Annotated in this window: 15 protein-coding genes; 3 read left to right on the forward strand and 12 right to left on the reverse strand. The window is 60.6% G+C overall.

Annotated features, from left to right (window positions below):
• Positions 1-12 precede the first annotated feature (12 nt).
• The 6 genes from V5E97_RS12730 to lysS all read right to left on the reverse strand — a co-directional run bounded on the left by V5E97_RS12730 (position 13) and on the right by lysS (position 5,998).
• Complete coding sequence (locus tag V5E97_RS12730) at positions 13-567, reverse strand: NUDIX hydrolase (RefSeq protein WP_406699696.1); 555 nt, start codon at positions 565-567, stop codon at positions 13-15.
• 279 nt (positions 568-846) lie between these two features.
• Complete coding sequence (locus V5E97_RS12735; protein ID WP_406699697.1) at positions 847-1,302, reverse strand: universal stress protein; 456 nt, start codon at positions 1,300-1,302, stop codon at positions 847-849.
• A 27-nt stretch (positions 1,303-1,329) separates the two neighbouring features.
• Positions 1,330-2,193 carry a branched-chain-amino-acid transaminase gene (ilvE, locus tag V5E97_RS12740; RefSeq protein ID WP_406699698.1) on the reverse strand — a complete coding sequence of 288 codons (864 nt, stop codon included), beginning with the start codon at positions 2,191-2,193 and terminating at the stop codon, positions 1,330-1,332.
• A gap of 79 nt (positions 2,194-2,272) precedes the next feature.
• Positions 2,273-2,983 (reverse strand): ABC transporter ATP-binding protein, encoded by a 711-nt coding sequence (locus V5E97_RS12745; protein ID WP_406699699.1) that lies wholly within the window; start codon positions 2,981-2,983, stop codon positions 2,273-2,275.
• Positions 2,984-3,021: 38 nt separating this feature from the next.
• On the reverse strand, positions 3,022-4,419 hold the full coding sequence (locus V5E97_RS12750) for an ABC transporter permease (RefSeq protein WP_406699700.1): 1,398 nt from the start codon (positions 4,417-4,419) through the stop codon (positions 3,022-3,024).
• Between the two features lie 103 nt (positions 4,420-4,522).
• Positions 4,523-5,998 carry a lysine--tRNA ligase gene (gene lysS / locus V5E97_RS12755; protein WP_406699701.1) on the reverse strand — a complete coding sequence of 492 codons (1,476 nt, stop codon included), beginning with the start codon at positions 5,996-5,998 and terminating at the stop codon, positions 4,523-4,525.
• Between the two features lie 150 nt (positions 5,999-6,148).
• Here lysS and V5E97_RS12760 point away from each other — a divergent pair, with 150 nt between their 5' ends.
• Entirely contained in the window at positions 6,149-6,529 is a 381-nt protein-coding gene (locus V5E97_RS12760) for a VOC family protein (protein ID WP_406699702.1), read from the forward strand.
• Positions 6,530-6,810: 281 nt separating this feature from the next.
• Here the strand turns inward: V5E97_RS12760 and V5E97_RS12765 are convergent, their stop codons facing one another.
• Both V5E97_RS12765 and V5E97_RS12770 read right to left on the reverse strand, forming a co-directional pair.
• On the reverse strand, positions 6,811-7,209 hold the full coding sequence (locus V5E97_RS12765; RefSeq protein WP_406699703.1) for a phasin family protein: 399 nt from the start codon (positions 7,207-7,209) through the stop codon (positions 6,811-6,813).
• A 560-nt stretch (positions 7,210-7,769) separates the two neighbouring features.
• Positions 7,770-8,282: a hypothetical protein gene (locus V5E97_RS12770; protein ID WP_406699704.1), complete on the reverse strand. Its 513-nt coding sequence runs from the start codon at positions 8,280-8,282 to the stop codon at positions 7,770-7,772.
• 1,255 nt (positions 8,283-9,537) lie between these two features.
• Between V5E97_RS12770 and V5E97_RS12775 the strand changes: the two genes are divergently transcribed.
• Positions 9,538-12,594, forward strand: coding sequence for a PVC-type heme-binding CxxCH protein (locus V5E97_RS12775; protein ID WP_406699705.1), 3,057 nt, complete (start codon positions 9,538-9,540; stop codon positions 12,592-12,594).
• Here V5E97_RS12775 and V5E97_RS12780 read toward each other — a convergent pair.
• A complete protein-coding gene (locus tag V5E97_RS12780; RefSeq protein ID WP_406699706.1) occupies positions 12,575-13,399 on the reverse strand; it encodes a cyclase family protein in 825 nt (274 codons plus the stop codon). The genes V5E97_RS12775 and V5E97_RS12780 overlap by 20 nt on opposite strands.
• Positions 13,400-13,422: 23 nt before the next feature.
• Complete coding sequence (tnpA, locus tag V5E97_RS12785; protein ID WP_406699707.1) at positions 13,423-13,800, reverse strand: IS66 family insertion sequence element accessory protein TnpA; 378 nt, start codon at positions 13,798-13,800, stop codon at positions 13,423-13,425.
• 25 nt (positions 13,801-13,825) lie between these two features.
• Here tnpA and V5E97_RS12790 point away from each other — a divergent pair, with 25 nt between their 5' ends.
• Positions 13,826-14,023, forward strand: a complete 198-nt coding sequence (locus tag V5E97_RS12790; RefSeq protein WP_406699708.1) for a hypothetical protein — start codon at positions 13,826-13,828, stop codon at positions 14,021-14,023.
• Positions 14,024-14,254: 231 nt separating this feature from the next.
• On the opposite strand, the gene V5E97_RS12795 is transcribed toward V5E97_RS12790, so the two are convergent.
• Both V5E97_RS12795 and V5E97_RS12800 read right to left on the reverse strand, forming a co-directional pair.
• Positions 14,255-15,385 carry a (2Fe-2S)-binding protein gene (locus tag V5E97_RS12795; protein WP_406699709.1) on the reverse strand — a complete coding sequence of 377 codons (1,131 nt, stop codon included), beginning with the start codon at positions 15,383-15,385 and terminating at the stop codon, positions 14,255-14,257.
• Complete coding sequence (locus tag V5E97_RS12800) at positions 15,382-18,030, reverse strand: xanthine dehydrogenase family protein molybdopterin-binding subunit (RefSeq protein ID WP_406699710.1); 2,649 nt, start codon at positions 18,028-18,030, stop codon at positions 15,382-15,384. The genes V5E97_RS12795 and V5E97_RS12800 overlap by 4 nt, the downstream gene beginning before the upstream one ends.
• Positions 18,031-18,252 lie beyond the last annotated feature (222 nt).

An 18,252-nucleotide genomic window follows, 5' to 3' on the forward strand; every position in this document is an offset into this window, starting at 1 on the left:
AGGGGGTCGGCTTCAACGACTTGCCGATCCTCTTTGGTTGAGCTGGGTGTAGAACAGAATGGCCAACATCGACTTGGCATCGACGATCCGCCCGTCGCGCACCATCTCCAACGCCTCACTCCACGCAACAACCACCGGTTCCAGACGCTCATCCGGCTGGTGTTGTGTGGGGCCTGGCACGAGGTCCTCGCAGAGATAGAGGTACATCCGCTCGGTCATGACGCCCGGCGAGACGAACCAATCGGCGATCCGGGTGATTTTGCCCGCGCGATAGCCGGTCTCCTCGCTCAATTCCCGAGGCGCGGTCTGATCGGGTGACTCCCCGAGGTCGATTGTTCCCGCGGGCACCTCGAGTAACGTCATTCCGACCGCATAGCGATCGTTCTTCACCAGACAGACGTGCTCGGCGTCGACCATTGGTATGAGCGCGACCGCCCCCCGGTGGACGACCACTTCACGCTCGGCCTTTGAGCCGTCGGCGAGCTGTACCTCCTGGAGCGCCAGGTCGATCTTTCGACCCTGATAAATCAGTTTGCGGGCTGGGGGTAGGGGCAGTGGACCTGACATGACTGGACCTCCGGTCGAGCCGCGCAATGGAATCTCATCGGGTTGTTTCGGACAGCCTGCCCGATGGCAGAGGCGGAGTGGCCGACCCGTCATAAATCTTGGAGAGTCAGAGCTTCAACCGATCCCTGTCTCGAGGTGATGGCAGGCGGAAGCTGACCGGACAAGCCTGAGCGGGCCGCTGCCCACGATTGGGGGCGGCCTCTCAGGTCTTTTGAGCCGTAGGCGATCCCTGTCAGGCATCGCCCAGCTTGAGCCTTCCTGACCAGGAAGTGCGGCTACTCAGAGCCCTTCTCGCTCGCGGATTGTCAGGACGGGGCAGGGGGCCTCTCGGACGATCCGTTCGGCCACCGAGCCGAGCAAGACGTGTTTCAGCCCGGTTCGACCGTGGGTGGCGACCACGATGAGGTCGATGGCTTCATCGCGAGCATAGGTCACGATCTCCTCGACCGGTTCTCCCCAACAGGCCGAAGTTTTGACGGCCGGGGGATGGCCCCAGTCAGGTTGGAGCGTCTTGGAGAGCGCTGCGAGTGCCTGCTCCTTGGCCTCCGTGTAATATTCGGGAGGGAGGACAGGGGTCAGCATCGGGTCGGGTCCGACGGGCACGATGTCGGACAGCACGTGGAGCAGGTGGATCTCCGCGCCTAGCCGCTCGGCGAGGAGGCAAGCATACCGGACCGCCTTTTCGGCATGCTTGCTAAAGTCGGTGGGAGCCAGGATCGATCGGATCTCAATCACGGGTTGGATCCTCGGTTTTTTTTTGTTTTACGGTTCTTCGCGAACCAGGATGTGGAACCGGCGCAACAGGTCGAGCGTGATCGGACCGGGCTTGCCCGAGCCGATGGAACGACCATCGCATTCGACCACGGGAATGACCTCAGCGGCAGTTCCCGTGAGGAAGCATTCATCGGCCGTGTAGATATCGTGCCGGTCCATGGAGCGTTCGACCACGGTGATGCCGGCGGCCCGCGCCAGTTCGATCACCGCGTCGCGGGTGATCCCCTCGAGAATCCCGGAGTCGATTCCAGGAGTCAGGAGCTGCCCACGGCGGACGATGAAGATGTTGTCGCCGGTGCACTCGGCGACTTCACCCTTATGGTTGAGCATGAGGGCTTCGAGGCAACCGGCGTTCGTGCCTTCGATCTTGGCCAGGATATTGTTGAGATAGTTGAGCGATTTGATCCGAGGGTTGAGAGCGCTCGGGTGGTTGCGCTGGGTCCCCGCGGTGATGATTTTCAGGCCGTGTTCGTAGAGCTCGGCCGGGTAGAGGCTGATCGCGTCGGCGATGATGATGATCTGGGGATCGGTCGTCTTCCGCGGGTCGAGCCCAAGGCTGCCCGCACCTCGGGTGACGACGGCGCGGACGTAGGCATCGCTGAGCCCATTGGCCGCCACGGTGTCGACGATGGCCTTGGCCATCTCCTCACGCGAGATCGGGATCTCGAGGTGAATCGATCGCGCCGATTCATAGAGTCGTTCGACGTGCTGCGTCAGGCGAAAGACATGTCCTGAGTAGGCACGAATGCCCTCGAAGACGCCATCGCCGTAGAGCAAGCCGTGATCGTAGACGCTGATCTTGGCGTCGGCCTTGTCGTAGAGCTTGCCGCTGATATAAATTCTGAGGCTCATCCGGATGGCACTCCCGCCAAGGCACGTCTCAAAGACCGATCCTTGGAAAGCAAAAATAGGGGGCCCCCGCGCCTCGGTCTCAGGCTAAAGCGGGGGCCCATTCCTCGATTCGCCCCTGGGCGAGCCGAACGACCCGATCGGCTTGCAGGGCAATCTGATGGTCGTGGGTGACCATGATCATAGTGAGTCCGCGTTCGCGGTTCAAGTCGCGGAGCAACTCAAGAACCCCCTGACCGGTCGCCGCGTCGAGGTTGCCGGTCGGCTCGTCGGCCAGGAGCACTTCGGGGTTCCCGGCCAGGGCGCGCGCGATCGCCGTCCGCTGCATCTCGCCGCCGGAAAGCTCCGTCGGCAAGTGGTGAAGGCGGTGTCCCAGGCCGACCCGTTCCAGGAGGGCGGTCGCCTCCCGGCGAATGCGGTCCCGTTGCCCCAGATACGACCAGAGACCGTGGCGGATCATCTGGGGCATCATCACGTTTTCGAGCGCCGAGAGCTCGGGAAGCAGGTGATAGAACTGAAAGATGAACCCGAAGGTCCGATTGCGCAGATCGTCGCGACGGCGATCGGACTGGTTGTCGATGCGCTGCCCGTCCAGGGTGACCGAACCGGCGTCGGGCGAGTCGAGCAGACCCATGACGTGCATGAGTGTGCTCTTGCCCGAGCCGCTGGCGCCGACGATCGCGACCAGCTCGCCGTGCTCGACATCCATGTCGACGCCGTGGAGCACGGGGACCTGGTTCTTCCCCTTCCGATAACTTTTTTCTACCCCGACGGCCGAGAGATGAGTCGCCATCCTTTGATTCCCCTGGAAAGAAAAAGTAAGTCGGATTCTCACTCGAAGCGAAGGGCGCGAACGGGGTGCAGTTTGGAAGCTCGTTGAGCTGGCCAGACGCTCGCGGCCGCCGCGATGAAGAGGGCCCCACCCACGATCCAGAAGACGGTCCAGGGCTCGACCATGGTCGGGATTTCATTGAAGTAATAGATCGAGTCGTCAAACACTTTCCGGCCGGTCACCTTGCTGAGCCACTTTTCGATCGTGTTGATGTAGTGGACGAACAGGAGGCCGCCCGCCATGCCGACCCCGCTTCCCACCGCTCCCAGGAGCAGGCCGTAGCCCAGGAAGATCCCCCGGACGCCCGAAGTCGACGCCCCCAGCGCTTTCAACACGCCGATGTCGCGCGTCTTCTCCACGACGATCATCGAGAAGATGGCCAGGATCCCGAAGCCGGCCACCGCGATGATGAAGAAGAGCAGCATGTTGAGGATGCTCTGCTCAACGGCAACGGCGGAGAGGAGTGGCCCCTGCTTTTGCTCCCAGGTCGAGACCCGGAAATACATCGGGCGCAGCTCTTCGAGAGCCGTCGCGATCGTCGCTTTCAAGGCGTCAAGATCGACGCCCTCCTTGACCTTGATCTGGATTTGGTTGACCGCGCCTCGCTCATTTTCGTCGACCATGAGCCGGACCTTCTGGAACCGCTCGAGGGGGACGTAAATGTGAGTTGAGTCGTTCTCGCTCATCCCGCTCTTGAAATAGCCGACCACGGTGAACGTGTCGGCCCCAGGTTCGGGAGTCTTGCTCGCCCGGGGATAGATCAGCCGGATCTGATCTCCACGCTGGAGGATGAAGTCGTCCTTGCCGCCCCGATGCACCGTGCCCATGGCCCAGCCGATGATCGCGCCATCATCGCTGACCTGGGTGTGCGCGTCGGCGAGAAGCGCCTGGTTGATCAGGCTGTCGGGGTCCCCTTCGATGACCTGCCCGGCGGGGGCCGCCGCCATTCGAAGCGATTCCGGCACGTCGAACGCCGGCTTGATCGAGTCCCCCTTCTCGTTGACGAGGAACTCGGCAAAGTCACCGGTGCGGGCGCGCTCCTCGGGCCTGACACCGAAGATCTGGACCTGTCGGGTGAACTTCTGGCCGCCGTAGTAGAACTGCATCAAGCCGTAGGTTTCCATGGCGGGCGCCATTGCCTCGACCTGATCGCCAGTGACCGACTTGATCCGGGCCATCACCTCGTCGGAGTTGTAGAACCCGTTCATGTCATATTCCGACTCGACGACGATGTCGGCCAGAACTCCGTGGAGCCGGTCGCGCATCTTCTCGGAGAAGCCGGCCATGACGGAGTTGACCACGATCATCGTGGCGACGCCCAGCATCACGCTGATGACGCTCGCCAGCGCAATGTACCTGGTGCGCAGATACCGCCAGCAAAGCAGATATTTATACATGTCAGGCGCCTCCGTTCGCCTTCGGGTTCGACACGTGTTCGCCGCGATCAGGCGTGCTCGGCACGCCGGTTGTCGGGTCGGCGCTGCGCGGGCGCCCTTTTTTTTAGGACGACTGCGGCCTCATCAACGGGAACAGGATCACATCGCGGATACTTGCCCGATTCATGAGGAGCATGCAGAGCCGGTCGATGCCGATGCCAAGGCCTCCGGCCGGCGGCATCCCGTGCTTCAAGGCGCGGATGAAGTCGTCATCCATCTTCGCCATGGAATCCTCTTCCTTCTGACCGGCCAGTTGGGTGCGGAAGAGCGATTCCTGCAAGAGCGGGTCGTTCAACTCGGTGTAGGCGTTGGCCAGTTCCATCCCCTTGACGAAGAGCTCGAACCGCTCCGCCACCGCCGGGTTGCTGGCCTTACGCTTGGTCAGGGGGCAGATCGCCGCCGGATAGTCGATCACGAAGATCGGCCCTTCGAGCTTGTCTTCCACCAGCTCTTCGAAGATCTGGTTGGTCACGACGTCGGGGTCCTTGCCCGCCGTGGTGATCCCAAGCGAGGCAGCCTTGGCGAAGACGGCCTCGAGGTCGGTAGCGTCGATGCCCGCGTGCTCGAGGATGAGCTCGGCGTACGTCCGGCGCGGCCAAGGAGGCGTGAAGTCGATGGTGGCCTCGCCCCAGGGGCGTTGCAGACCGCCACCGAGTGATTCAATCGCCCCGCAGATCAACGACTCGGTCAGATCCATCATCGAGTGATAGTCGCCGTAGGCCTGATAGGCCTCCATCATCGTGAACTCGGGATTATGCTTCGGGCTGATCCCCTCGTTTCGGTAGACCCGACCGATCTCGAAAACGCGCTCGAGGCCGCCGACCAGCAGACGCTTCAAATAAAGCTCGGGGGCGATCCGCAAGAAGAGATCGAGGTCGAGCGTGTTGTGGTGCGTGATGAATGGGCGAGCCGCCGCGCCACCGGCGATCGACTGCATGGTGGGCGTTTCGACTTCGATGAACCCTTGCCCGGCCATCACGTTCCGGAACGCGGCGACGATCTTCGAGCGGCCCAGGAACGTGGCCAGCGACTCAGGATTGCTGAACAGGTCGACGTAACGTTGGCGGTGACGTTGCTCAAGGTCGGTCAAGCCGTGCCACTTCTCGGGCGGGGGAGCAAGGCTCTTGCCCAGAAACGTGAGCGCGGTCGCGAAGACGGTCAGTTCACCGGTCTTGGTGTATCCGAGGGTTCCGTCGACTCCCAGCAGATCGCCCAGGTCGAGCAACTCGGCCAGGCTCCATCCCAGGTCGCCCACCTGCTTCTTGCCCAGGAAGATCTGGATCCGCTCGGTCCAGTCGCGAATCTCGAGGAAGTTGACTCGGCCGCCGTCGCGGCGAAGCATGATCCGACCTGCCACGCGCACCGCGGGCCCGGGGTTCTCACTCTGGTGAGGCCCCTCCGCCACGGGCAGTTGACGCACGTCGGCGATGGCTTGCTGGCCGTCGAACCGCGTACCCCAGGGGTCGAGTCCCAACGCCTCGATCTTCCGCAGTTTATCTAGCCTGACCGCTTCAAGCCCCTCGGGCGCGTCGTCCGACATCAGCAAACCTTGCATTTCGTCAGAGAGAAAAATGAGGCAAACTTGAGCCAAATTGTATTCAACCACCGACTTTGGTCAACGCCAAACGTCCGGGGGGCTCCCTCACATCCCGATGAGCACCGTGTGAGAATGCCAGGTAAGGACGAGGAAATGGGTCCCATCGAGCTCGCCTTTCCCGAGATTCGGGTCGTCGATTGGCCGCGCACGGTCCGCTGGTACGTCGAGGTCCTGGGTCTGCGCCTGGTCTTGGAGGACGTCGTCCACCAATTCGCGTTGTTGGAGGCGGGGGGAAGCCGGCTCGCGCTGAAAGCAGGGCCGGGCGAGGTTGGCGAGACTTCGAACGTTCGGCTGGTCTTCCGGGTCAGCGACGTCGATGCGGAACGCGACCGTCTGATTGCTCGAGGGGGCGATGTCGGACCCGCGAGCGACAATCGCGCCGAGGCGTATCGAAGCGTGAGCCTCCTCGATTGTGAAGGCACTCCGATCACTCTCTTCTCGTGGTTGGAGCCACCGATCCCCCCCCGGCCGTGAGTGCAAGGCGGGGTCGAGGTGGCCTCGCAATCAGTCTGGCGAACTTGGCTGCTACGGGGCACGCTTCCCGAATGGGAAACGGCGTGATGAAAACAACGATCCGCGAGTGGGCGAGAATCATGATGGATTTCTGACCCGGTCGAATCCGGGGCTCAGCCGGGCCGGCCGTGCGACTGCAAACCAACCCGGGGCGGAAACCCCACGAATCTTCGGTTCTCTAGCTCGGTCGCGGAACGTTGGGAAATCCAAGAAACCGAGGGTTGCCGACGAACGCTTTGGGATTACGGCTTGTTCACTCGCGCCTCCAGGGCGTCGAGCCGGATCGACAATGCCTTCAGGTCGTCAGCTCGCGCCACTCCGAGCCGGTCGATGACGCGTTCGATGGCGTCGTCGATCGTGGCCCGGCTGCTGGAATCGACCGCCTCAATGTTGCGTTTCAGACCAGCCTTGATGATTCCTAACTGGATGAATGCGTGATCGATGCGACGATCGATCTCGGCCTCGAGCTCTTGGCGGGCTTTGTCCGCCCGGCTCGAGAGATCCGCTTCGAACTCGGCGGCCTGCTGCTCCGTCAGCTTGGAGCGCGCGGCGACCTCGGCGGCTAGTTCCGTGACCTTCTCTCTGGTCAGCGCAGCCACCCCGATCGTGGCGAAGATACTCTGCTTCAATAAGTCGAACATGATGCGGTCTCCTTGGTCAACGAACCTGGTGAACGATCATCAGTAGGATGAATCCTACCGGACGTCCCGGCGACTCGCACCATAGCCTCTCGTAAAGCAGGCTGGCGGAGTCGAATTGGACGCGATCACCTGTAAGTCCGCGGAGGCCGAGCCGTTGGCCTTTGGGGAAGTCCGAGCTCGACCGGAGCGCCCGCCTGACTGGGCCGTTGCTCGCGGAGCGGGAGAGAGGGTGGCGGGCCCCAGGAACTGAGTTTATGGCGTTCCATTCTCGCCTGCGGCCTACGCCATGGCGGCACAACAGACCGAATCAGGCTCGGCGCCAGGGATGGCTACGGTTCTCGGGGCTCTCGGCGCGAGCGCCGGAATCGGCGGTGGCGTGGACTTCAACTTCGACCCGTTGAACTTGTGTCGTGATGTGATCGTTTGTCAACCAGGAACCGGATTCTTGGTGCGGCATGAATGCTGCTGAACATCCCATAGCACTTCGGGGCTGTCCGATCGTTGGTCGGGCTTTCCGCCGAATGTTGAAGCCACCGCCGTCCAGGCGGTAGTTGCGTCAGTCAGTAAAACAAGTTTCCCCCGAAATTGGGCATCTTTTTATTTTGAATATCGGAAATCCAACGCGCCAAAACATCTCTGCCTGTAAGCCACAATTGGGCGCACTGTTGAAAATACTGGATCACGCAATCACGTTCACCGATTTGCAATAAAGCCTTTGCAAGGGAAGCGTTAGGTCCGCTTGGAGGAATTAGAATCAATGGATTGCAATCTGGCGGAGTGATTGCCAGCATCAAATGTCGCTTGGCCTCTTCGATATCGCCTCTGCCCAAGGCTAGTCGGCCCAAGAGGAGGTTCCCTTGATGGATAAAGTATCCGCGCATCACGTTGTTCTTGTTTGCCCTGAACTCAAATTGTTGGCAACCACGCGAGACGAGTTCTTCTGCGTAGAATTGGGCTTTCTGGTTCTCCCCGGCGTCGAAAGCAGCCTTGGCCACGCTAGGCAATGCAATAGTTGACCACTTGGAATTCTCGGGGGCCAGTTCCAGAGCCTTCTCAAATTCGGAAAGGCTCACGGTAAACCAGTCCGGTCCGGACTCGGACGATTGGGGCCGCTTCATCCGCTTGTGGAGGTTGCCGAGGTGCCAATACCACTCAGGATTCTCGGGATCAAGGCTAATGCACCTACGATACCACCCTTCGGAGAGGGAAGGATCATATAATGCAAAGAATTTCGCTGCATTACTAAGTACAGATGTGCTATGAGCGTGTCTGTCGACCTGATTGATCCATAAAGCTCTTGCTTGATCGAAAACAACAGCGTCGAAGTGAGGGAGAGCGATACCAAGGGAGGAGCCGCGAATTCCGAGCCAGGGATTGTAGAGATAATCTGCAATACTTGCCGTTGACGGTTTGTGGTAACCTCGTCCGATTGTGAATAGTGTATAAAATATAAAACAAGAACAATTCGTAATATTACGAGGTCGTCAGGGTCTCGGCGAAGTTCTCTCTCATAGTGGGGTATCTGTTCGATTCCTACGCTGGAACAAAGTCGATAGAAGGCTTGTTGAGCTAGTTCTCGAACCTCCTCGAGAGGGTCATTTACTGCCTTACGTAGGGCAGGAAGTGCCTCTTCGAGGCTCTCAAGATGATCCGCGAGATTTGCGGCCGTTGTCAATCGCACTTCCTTGCATGCCTCGTTGCCCAAATCCACTGACATTCTAGAAACATCCCACCAAGTTGCGTCAAGGATATGGGAAGTCGGGTTGCGATCGGCTTGGTTCTCAGGCAATGGCGAATTGCACCAAGGACAGCTTCCCGATCGGATCTGGCGATGAGTCGTTTGGCAACAGGTTTGGGTCATGGGTTAGGATTTCCTTAGTCTTAGTGCCCATCGACAGTTGCGCAGTGACGATCTGATCCACGGGCCTGAACCCGTACCGAGTCAATGGATCCGGCGCGGAGCGCTCGTTTCGGAAGCGGAGCGGGAGAAAGAATTTCGCTTCAAATCGGCTCGCCAGACCATTCTCGGTGCAAACTGTTGGTGAATCGCAGGCCCGATCCGCCATTCGCTGCTACTCGGGCGGGCCGTGGCCGACTTGCGAAGTCGAGTCGCTACCGGGAGTTCGGCCACGAGTTTGAGGGCGATGGTGCCCCATTCATGCTCGACTCTTGACTCGACTTCTCAGACTCGTCAAGGTAACGGGTTGCCCACCTTCCTGGTGTTCCGGCCAGAATCCGTGGCGAACATTCCTCGAAAGCCTTGAATAACCTCATGCCGAAGCCCGGTCCATACCCTGGCGTCTCGATCGCCGCTCTCCGGAGGATCTGATGCAGTTCGTGCTTTCACTCTGTCTTTCGGCCCTGACGCAGTCACCCGCGCCGGTCGAGAATGTCTCGTCGTTCCCCCCTCGTTCGGCGTTCGAGGAACGGAAGGCACTTCACGTTCCCGAAGGGTTCGAGGTTCAACTCGTCGCCGCCGAGCCCGCGATCCAGAAGCCGATGAACATCGCGTTCGACGATAAGGGGAGGCTTTGGGTCACAGGCACCGTCGAATATCCCTACCCGGCCAAGGACGGGACGAAGCCGCGAGACACGGTCAAGATCCTCGAAGACTTCCAGCCGGACGGCCGCGCCGGCAAGATCACGACCTTTGCCGAAGGCTTGAATATCCCGATCGGGCTGATGCCCTTGCCGGATAGTACCGGGGCGCTCGTGTACTCGATTCCGACGGTCGACCGCCACTCGGACACCGATGGCGACGGCCGAGCCGATCGTCGCGCCACGCTCTACCGCGAATACGGCCACCAAGACACCCACGGGATGACCGGCTCGTTTACCTGGGGGTTCGACGGCTGGATCTATGCCTGCCATGGGTTCTCGAACACGTCGAAGGTGGAGGGGACCGATGATAAGCCGATCCAGATGGCCTCGGGAAACGTGTACCGCATGAAGCTTGATGGCTCGCGCGCCGAGTACGTCACCCATGGGCAGGTCAATCCGTTCGGCCTGACGTTCGACCCGCTCGGAAACCTCTATTCCTCCGACTGCCATTCGAGGCCGATCTATCAGCTCTTGCGGGGGGCGTACTATCCCAGCTTCGGCAAGCCTGACGACGGCCTTGGCTTCGGTCCGGAGATGATGTCGCACGATCATGGTTCGACCGCCATCGACGGTGCGACCTACTACGCGGCGAACCAGTTTCCCCCTGCGTATCGCGACACCATCTTCACAGGCAACGTGCTCACGAACCGGATCAACCACGACCGCCTTGAGTTTCGCGGCTCATCGCCCAAGGCCATCGAGCAGCCCGACTTTCTCTGGAGTGAGGACAACTGGTTCCGACCTGTCGACATCGAGCTCGGCCCTGATGGAGCGCTCTATGTCGCCGACTTCTACAACCGGATCATCGGCCACTACGAAGTGCCTTTGACTCACCCGGGACGCGACCACGATCACGGTCGAATCTGGCGGATCGTCTACCGTGGCCCGAAAAAAGAGAATGGTTCCGTGACCACTCGCGGTGATTGGACCAAGGCGACGAACGACGAACTGATCGCGGACCTGGGGCATCCCAACCTCGTCGTTCGGACCAAGGCCGCCAATCAACTGAGCACGCGCAAGAGCGAGGATCTCGACTCCCAGCTCACCTCCGTGGTGGCTTCGGACTCCGACGTTTGGCGCAAAGTGCATGCCCTCTGGGTGCTCCAACGCCGCGGCCACCTTGATGATGCGACCTTGGATCGCGCGGCCGCCGAGCCGGCTCGCGAGCTTCGGGTTCATGCCATGCGCGTGATCGCCGAACGACCGAGCCTGGTTGACTCACTCTCGAAACGAGCCCGCGAGGCCCTGACCGACCAGGACGCCTTGGTCCAACGGTCCGCGGCCGAAGCGCTGGGCCGTCATCCCGACTTCGCCAACGTGCGTCCGCTCCTGGCGTTGCGGCAGTCGGCTCCGTCGGAAGACACGCATCTGATTCATGTGGTACGGATGGCGCTTCGCGACCAGTTCCTCACCGCGTCCGCCTGGAATGCCCTCGCGTCGGCATCGCTGAGCGAGCGCGATGCCCGCGACCTTGCGGATGTCGCTCCCGGCATTCCCACGGCCGAGTCGGCGAAATACCTGATCAGCCACGTCGAACGCTATGCGGAGCCGGACGGCACCCTGGTCCGCTACCTGCACCACATCGCCCGGTATGGGAATGAGGACTCGGTCCGGGCCATGCTGGCCTTCCTCCGGAATCGGTCCGAGCCCAGCCCGGCGCAGCTCGCCTCCTTCCTGAAAGCCGTCTTGCAAGGAACCCAGGAACGGGGAGCCACCCTGTCGGGTGAAGGTCAGGAGATGGCCTTGAAACTGACCAGGCGGCTCGTCGACTCCCCCAAGAAGGACGAGCTTCTTCTCGGGATCGATCTGGTCAAGTCATTCAAGCTCACGGAACTGCGTGGGCCGCTCGAGAGTCGAGTCCGGAACGCGAAATCCGAAATTCCCCTGCGGATCGAGGCGATGACGGCCGTCGTGGTGATGGCCCCCGAGAAATCCGTCACCCTGCTGGGGCAGGTCCTGGGCGATTCCTCCGAGCCGTTCGAACTGCGGGATAAGGCGGCGTCGGCACTTGCCCTGATCAATCAGGCTGGGTCGACCGAAGTGCTTCTCAAAGTCCTGCCCACGGCGCCCGAGCGGTTACAGGCGACGATCGCCACGGGCCTGGCCGCGCGGAAGCCGGGCGCTGAGCTGCTCTTGAAGACGATTGGCGAGGGTAAGGCGTCTGCTCGGCTCCTCCAAGAACCGCGCGTTGCCCTCCTGCTCGGAAACCAAGAGATCGACCGGATCAAAGAGCGGGTCGCCACCCTCTTGAAGGACCTTCCCCCCGCCGATGCGCGGCTGCGTGATCTCGTGAAACAGCGCCACGACGGCTTCGGCACGGCTCCGCGAGACGTGGCTCGAGGTGCGGCCGTGTTCGAGAAGAATTGCGTCGCCTGTCACCAGATCGCGGGCAAAGGGCAGCGGATCGGCCCGCAGCTCGATGGCATCGGTACTCGTGGGATCGATCGGCTCCTCGAAGACGTTCTTGACCCGAACCGCAACGTCGACCAGGCGTTCCGCGTGACCAACGTCGCCCAGCGCGACGGTCAGCTTGTCTCCGGTCTCCTCCTCAAGGAAGAGGGGGAGATCCTCGTCTTCGCCGACGCCCAGGGCAAAGAGGTCCGCGTCCCCAAGGAGACGGTCGAGGAGCGGACGACTTCGCAGCTCTCGCCGATGCCGGCCAACCTTTCCGACCAGATCACCGAGCCGGAGTTCTACGACCTGCTCGCCTACCTCTTGCAACAGAAAGAGTCGTCGTCGAAGCCGGCCAACGAAGGGGGGACCGTCAAGGAAGGATCGCGATGATCCGGGTCGGGCCACCGCTTCCCCCTTTGATTTTCATCGGGAGGGCAATCAAGGTGGCCCCGGCTTCGGGAACCTGATCCAGGTTCGCCACGTTCTCCAGGCCGTAGATCCCGGCCCCGTTGAGGACGCGGTGAGCCATGAAGTCGCGTGAGGGGCCGGGGTCGAGACTCGCCGTGTCGACCCCGACCCCCGAGACCTTTCGATGAGCGACCAGCCATTCCGCCGCTCCTCGCGAGACGCCTGGGAAGTGCAAGTTGGCCGTGTCGCCCGGCTTATCACTACCCAGGTAGGCCTTCTGGTTGGGCCAGAACCGACCCCAACCCGAACGCATCACAACGATTGCCCCCTCGGGAATGCGGCCATGGGACCGTTCCCAGGCTTCGAGGTCCTCGGTGCGGAGTTGATAGTCACGGTCGCGAGCGCATGCCTTCTGGACGTCCACCACGACGGCCGGACCGATCAGCTTCGTGAGTGGGATCTGATCGGCCGTCGCCTGCCCCTCACCAAAATGGATGGGGCTATCGAGGTGGGTACCGCCGTGTTCGCTGGCCGAAAACTTGGCTGAGGCATACCAGTAGCCCTTCGCGGCCGGACCCCAACTCGTCCGTTCCCACTGGAACGACTCGTCGGTCGGCCAGTAGACGGAATCCTTATCGAGGGCATAGGTCAGGTCGATCGCCTTCGAAGCCAGGACTTTGGCCGGTCCGGGGCCAGAGTCAGGCGCTTGCGCCCGAACGGCGACGAACGTCCCGACTCCAACAAGTGCCAGGGCCAGAACAGGGATGGAAGCCTTGGTGCGATTCATGGACTTCTCCGGATGACGCCAGGTCAAACCACCATTTCACTTTGGAAGAATTCACCCAAGGAAGCCAGGGAGAGCTTGGAAAGAAAAGAGCGATGGTTCACGACCTTCGATCCATTCTGCGATTTGCCGTCGGTGAGTCGGATGGTGAGGAACTCGGTGGAATCGCCAGAACGCGACTCGGTCGCGGCGGCGAGGATGACCGGCACGAATGCCGGTTCGCGAGCCGGGGAGGGGGCAGGGCAAGGCGAATCTGAGGCGAGGCGTCGCTTCCAAGCGTGGAAAGACGCGGTCGAGATCCCTTGGCCTTGGTAGAACCGGCCGATGCTGAGCCCGCTGTCGGACTCCTGTTGCAGTCGCCGACGCCAGAGGACTGGGAGGGCAGAATTGGCGACACGTGGCATCGTCTGACTCCGGAGGACGAGCAATATGGTCCGTCTTCCAGGCGATCAGGCAGCACAAGACTGGTTATTTCAATCGCTTACCGAGCAGAAGCTGAAGAACGTCCACGGCGTAGTGGGTGGACACGAGATCCGGTCGAGCTACCTGATCGACGACGAGCGTATCTGGATCAACACCGTGCCTGGCCGGGGGCACACCACGATTTGCATCAGCGAGGATTTGTGAGGGGGAGATTTGGCGGGAGCGGGGCAAGCCCCGCTCCAGGCAACGCACCTGCTTGGTGAAGCACCCAAGAAACTCGATAACCGAATTGGGTTAATCGCGTAAGTTCTTGTTGCTTTTATGGGTAAAGCGAGGGGTTTTGACGAACCGGGCAGGTTTCCGAAATTCATTTTCGAGAACATCGGTTGGAAGCCGCCATCGCTTCGCTCGGGAGTTTGACGCGAGTAGCGTTTGTTAATGCACTTCGTATGGGACGATTACGTCTACGTTTATCTGGACAATGAAGCTAAGGTTTAGCCCAAACTCACTGGAGAAGGACTCTATCGGGAAGGCGAGGTCGCGCATGTCCACTGCGAGCGGTTCCTGCGAAGTCAGCCGCATATGGGTTCGCGAGAGCAAACGAGCCAGAAGGTTCGCCTGGACAGGCACCCTCATCGCGCCGAAGCTCATTTCGCCGCGGAAGCTCACTGGCACTGGCACGCCCCAAGCTGCCGCCGCCAGCGGCTGCCTTGAGTCGATCTCACGCGCGGATGTCAATTCGAATCGCAGGCTGTCGAGGTCTTCCTCATTCGGTTGATACGGCTGAAAGAAGAACATACCTAGATTTAAATCGCGCACGCGAACCCCCGTGCGGATGCTCGAAGGGCTTACTTTGACCCATGCCCGGCGGCAGGCGCTCCAGTCGAAATCACCGACGAACTCAACACCGCCCTCCGGATCATCGAATCGTCCGACGAGTGTTTCGGGGAGCAAGTCGTTGGTGGACTGCTTCGAAATCTGAAACGAGATAACCGAAGGCGTGGAGGTGATGGTGGGGGTCGTACCAGTGATCACGAGCCCCGGTGTGGCCAGGATGACCCGCCGAATGGCCTTGATATAGCGAAGATAGCCTGTACACCGGCAGATATGGCCACCGATGGCCTCTAGAATCACGTCATCGAGCCGGTCACGATATACAGGCGACCGCTCCAGATCGTTCATCAGGATCCGAGCTGCCATCAGGAAGCCGGGAGTCGAATACCCGCACTGGAACGAATGTTCTTCCAAGAACGCCTTTTGCAAAGGATGGAGGTTGCCCTGGGCCTCCAGCCCTTCAACCGTCGTTACATACATCCCTACCACGGACTTCAAGCGAGCGTAACAGGCGAGCACCGGCACCATCGGGGCGTCCTTGGTCACCTGAACTGCTACTTTGCAAGAACCGCATGCTCCAACGCCACAGCTGAACTTGGTCCCGGTAAGTTCGCATTCCTCGTGCAGGAAATCGATCAGCAATTCATCCGCCCTGGCGTCCGTTCGTTCATACTCCTTGCCATTAACGGTAAGCACAAACTGCTTGATTTTCTCGCGAACAATTCCACTCATAGGGACCTCAGGGCTTCGAGAACCTTGGGCGGGGTAATCGGCAGGGAGTTGATGCGGACTCCAATCGCGTGGGCGACCGCGTTTACAACGGCAGGCGCCACCGTCGTCATCGTCGCCTCGGCAATTCCCTTTTTCCGCATCGGCGGTCCGCTCCCCAGAACGGAGGCAGAGCCCAACGGGACGAGTTTGAATTCGAATTTTTCTAGCGGCATATGCTTCGCGCGCGGGACCTGGTACCGATGGAGGTTCCAACTGCCATCCACCCCCATGGGAGCTGGCGGAAGTTCCTCCAGGAGGGCGTATCCAAGCCCCATGGCGAACCCGCCCTCGACTTGGCCCGCCAGTAAAGCTTGGTGATGAACGTCGCCAGCGTCGAGGAGATTGACGACTTCAAGAACGCGGACGCGCCCGGTCGGCAGATGAACCTGCACCGCCACCAAATGCCCAGCCGACGCGTAGAGCGTTCGACGATAGTTTTTCACGGCGCTTGAAGGAAAGGACGCTTCCTCGCGGTTTTGCCGGTCCCTCTTCGGAGACCCGCCTCGAGTGATCGCAAGGGCATCGATTGCACGCTCGACCTTGCTTCCATCGATGGTGAATTTCGCCGTCGCGAATGAGTGTTGGAAGAAGGTGTGAACCATCGCGCCGACTACGTAGCCAGATCGGTGAGCTTGCTGGGCAAGGTCCTTCAAAGGAATGGGCTTGAGGCCGTCGGCGGTCAACTCTCCGTCTCGCCAGTTGGTCTCCCCAGGGTGCGTTCCCCAAATGTCATACGCCGCGCGGAGTATGCCATGGTCGAACACCACCTTACACGCTTCGTCCACGGCATGCAGGTGGTGGAACGCCGTAACCGAGGCGCTCGACGAGTTAACGATCTTGGGCGTTAGGAACACATTCCCTGTGTCGCTGGAAGGTAGACCCTTCACCAGCTCGAGTACTTCGAAAATTTCGGATTCGCCCATTCTGACTGTGTCGGCTGCCCGACCGAGGGTTCCGATCGCTTCAATCGCGATCGAGGTCGCGCTACCCTGTCCCATGTCGACGCTGGACGAATTCAGCTGGATCGATCCATCGGAGTTCAGGACGACTTCTGTCAGGGCGGCATCGCTCGAAGTGCCGTACGCCTCCATACAGCAGGCAAAACCCACACCGTAGCTAACTAAGTCTTTTCGGTCACGCCTGGCCTTCTCGGCGTTTCTTTGCACCCAGAGCGGTTCCTTCTGCGCCATCTCGCATAACTTGACGTTGGCCAGATGGTGATCCAAGGTCATACCTGTAACATCCCGCTCACCTTGATTCAGGCAGTGCCTGATCCGGTATTCGATGGGGTCGACTCCAAGTCGCCCGGCAATCTCGTCGATCAAGCTCTCGATCGCCAGCGTAGCCTGCGGGATACCAAAGCCGCGCATCGATCCGGCTGGCGCAGCCGTCGTGTGGACCCCGCGAGCGCTGATTACCGTTCGAGGGATGCGATACGGGCCAGCGGCGTGGAGGGCTGCAAGTCCTACGACCGCTCCCGTTAAGTTCGCCTCCCCGCCGCCGTCCATTATGATAGTCGACTGCATGGCCTGCGGCGTTCCGTCCTTGTCGTACGCTACGCTGGCCTGAATGGCTGAGGCATGGCGTTTGATGCCACAGAGAAATTGCTCGAACCTATCGTAGGCCAGGCGGACAGGCAGCTTCGAGAACGCGGCCGCCAACGCCAGATAGATCGGGAAGCTGGATTTGTCCCTCCCGCCAAATCCGCCGCCAGGGAAGCAGGCGTGCAAAACAATGCGCACGTCGTCGAGGGGGCATCCTGGTTCGCTAAAGATCTCCTTGACGTCGCTTCGGTCGTCGCTGGGTGACTGGGTGCCAACCACCAAGTGCAACTCTTTCCCATCACGGTCCCACCAGCCGATCCCAGCTTCGGGCTCCATGAACATCGGGTCGGTTGTTTGCGTGGCGAAGTTGCGTGAGATGACCGTCCAACCGGTCTCGGCAATCTCCTTTTCGATGGCGTCGCGTGCCTGGAGAGCCTCGATGTTAGTTTCGAGGTTGCGCTTATCATCTAAAGGAGTCGGCCCAACGTCGGCTGGGTTGTGTGGGCCGTTCTTCACATGCGAGAACTTGTCGACTGGGGTATACCCAATGCGGACATAGTTGATAGACGCATATGCCGTATCCTCCTCGCGTTGCTGGACGGCGAGCAGTGGATCGATCAGCCGCCTGACATCCTGCTCACGAGTCGAAACCCTATCCCCCAAGCGGAACAGTGAGTTTCCGGCGACCAGCCACTCTAGTGCATCACGAAGCGCCTCGGCCGTTTCGAATATAAGCATTGCGACAGGTTGTGCGGCGTGGTCAGGAACTGCGCCATCGGGCACGAACCAGGACTTGCCGAACGCTTTGGTCTTCACGAATGGCAGAATGGCATTCAATTTGATATCGCTGGCCGTAACGGTCGTCAACGGCGGCGTTGGTAGCTGCTTCACCGCTGACGGCATAAAGTTGACTTTATGCTCAGCGGTCCCAGCCCTCAATAGCAGGGCGTGATGGGTCTTTCGAGGCCAGCCCGCCATATCGTGAGCACGGAGGTCGCGTGCGTAAACCTTCTCGCCCCGCACTTTGGCGAACCCATCGATTCGAGGCGGATCTGGCGGCATTTTCTAACCTCCGTAGGCGGCTTCTCAATGCATGGCGTTCAACGCTGTGAACGACCCCAAGTTATCCCTTACACACCGTCGATCCGCCACCGCCGGGTGGGTGACCTTCCCCACGAATCGTGGGCACTCGAGAGGTGTCAAGATGCGAAGCGTACCTCGTAATCGACCGGACTGCGATAGTCAAGCGTCGAATAAAGACGCTTGCGATTGTAGAAAACCTCG

Source organism: Singulisphaera photorubra (assembly GCF_045290345.1).
Classification (GTDB): Bacteria; Planctomycetota; Planctomycetia; order Isosphaerales; family Isosphaeraceae; genus Singulisphaera.

Excerpts from the sequence above, each read along its gene's own strand:
- V5E97_RS12780 (WP_406699706.1), bottom strand. The coding sequence starts at position 13,399 with ATGAATCGCACCAAGGCTTCCATCCCTGTTCTGGCCCTGGCACTTGTT.
- V5E97_RS12750 (WP_406699700.1), bottom strand. The coding sequence starts at position 4,419 with ATGTATAAATATCTGCTTTGCTGGCGGTATCTGCGCACCAGGTACATT.
- V5E97_RS12730 (WP_406699696.1), bottom strand. The coding sequence starts at position 567 with ATGTCAGGTCCACTGCCCCTACCCCCAGCCCGCAAACTGATTTATCAG.
- V5E97_RS12800 (WP_406699710.1), bottom strand. The coding sequence starts at position 18,030 with ATGCCGCCAGATCCGCCTCGAATCGATGGGTTCGCCAAAGTGCGGGGC.
- V5E97_RS12745 (WP_406699699.1), bottom strand. The coding sequence starts at position 2,983 with ATGGCGACTCATCTCTCGGCCGTCGGGGTAGAAAAAAGTTATCGGAAG.
- V5E97_RS12795 (WP_406699709.1), bottom strand. The coding sequence starts at position 15,385 with ATGAGTGGAATTGTTCGCGAGAAAATCAAGCAGTTTGTGCTTACCGTT.
- ilvE (WP_406699698.1), bottom strand. The coding sequence starts at position 2,193 with ATGAGCCTCAGAATTTATATCAGCGGCAAGCTCTACGACAAGGCCGAC.
- V5E97_RS12765 (WP_406699703.1), bottom strand. The coding sequence starts at position 7,209 with ATGTTCGACTTATTGAAGCAGAGTATCTTCGCCACGATCGGGGTGGCT.
- V5E97_RS12775 (WP_406699705.1), top strand. The coding sequence starts at position 9,538 with ATGCAGTTCGTGCTTTCACTCTGTCTTTCGGCCCTGACGCAGTCACCC.
- V5E97_RS12760 (WP_406699702.1), top strand. The coding sequence starts at position 6,149 with ATGGGTCCCATCGAGCTCGCCTTTCCCGAGATTCGGGTCGTCGATTGG.
- V5E97_RS12790 (WP_406699708.1), top strand. The coding sequence starts at position 13,826 with ATGGTCCGTCTTCCAGGCGATCAGGCAGCACAAGACTGGTTATTTCAA.
- tnpA (WP_406699707.1), bottom strand. The coding sequence starts at position 13,800 with ATGCCACGTGTCGCCAATTCTGCCCTCCCAGTCCTCTGGCGTCGGCGA.
- lysS (WP_406699701.1), bottom strand. The coding sequence starts at position 5,998 with ATGTCGGACGACGCGCCCGAGGGGCTTGAAGCGGTCAGGCTAGATAAA.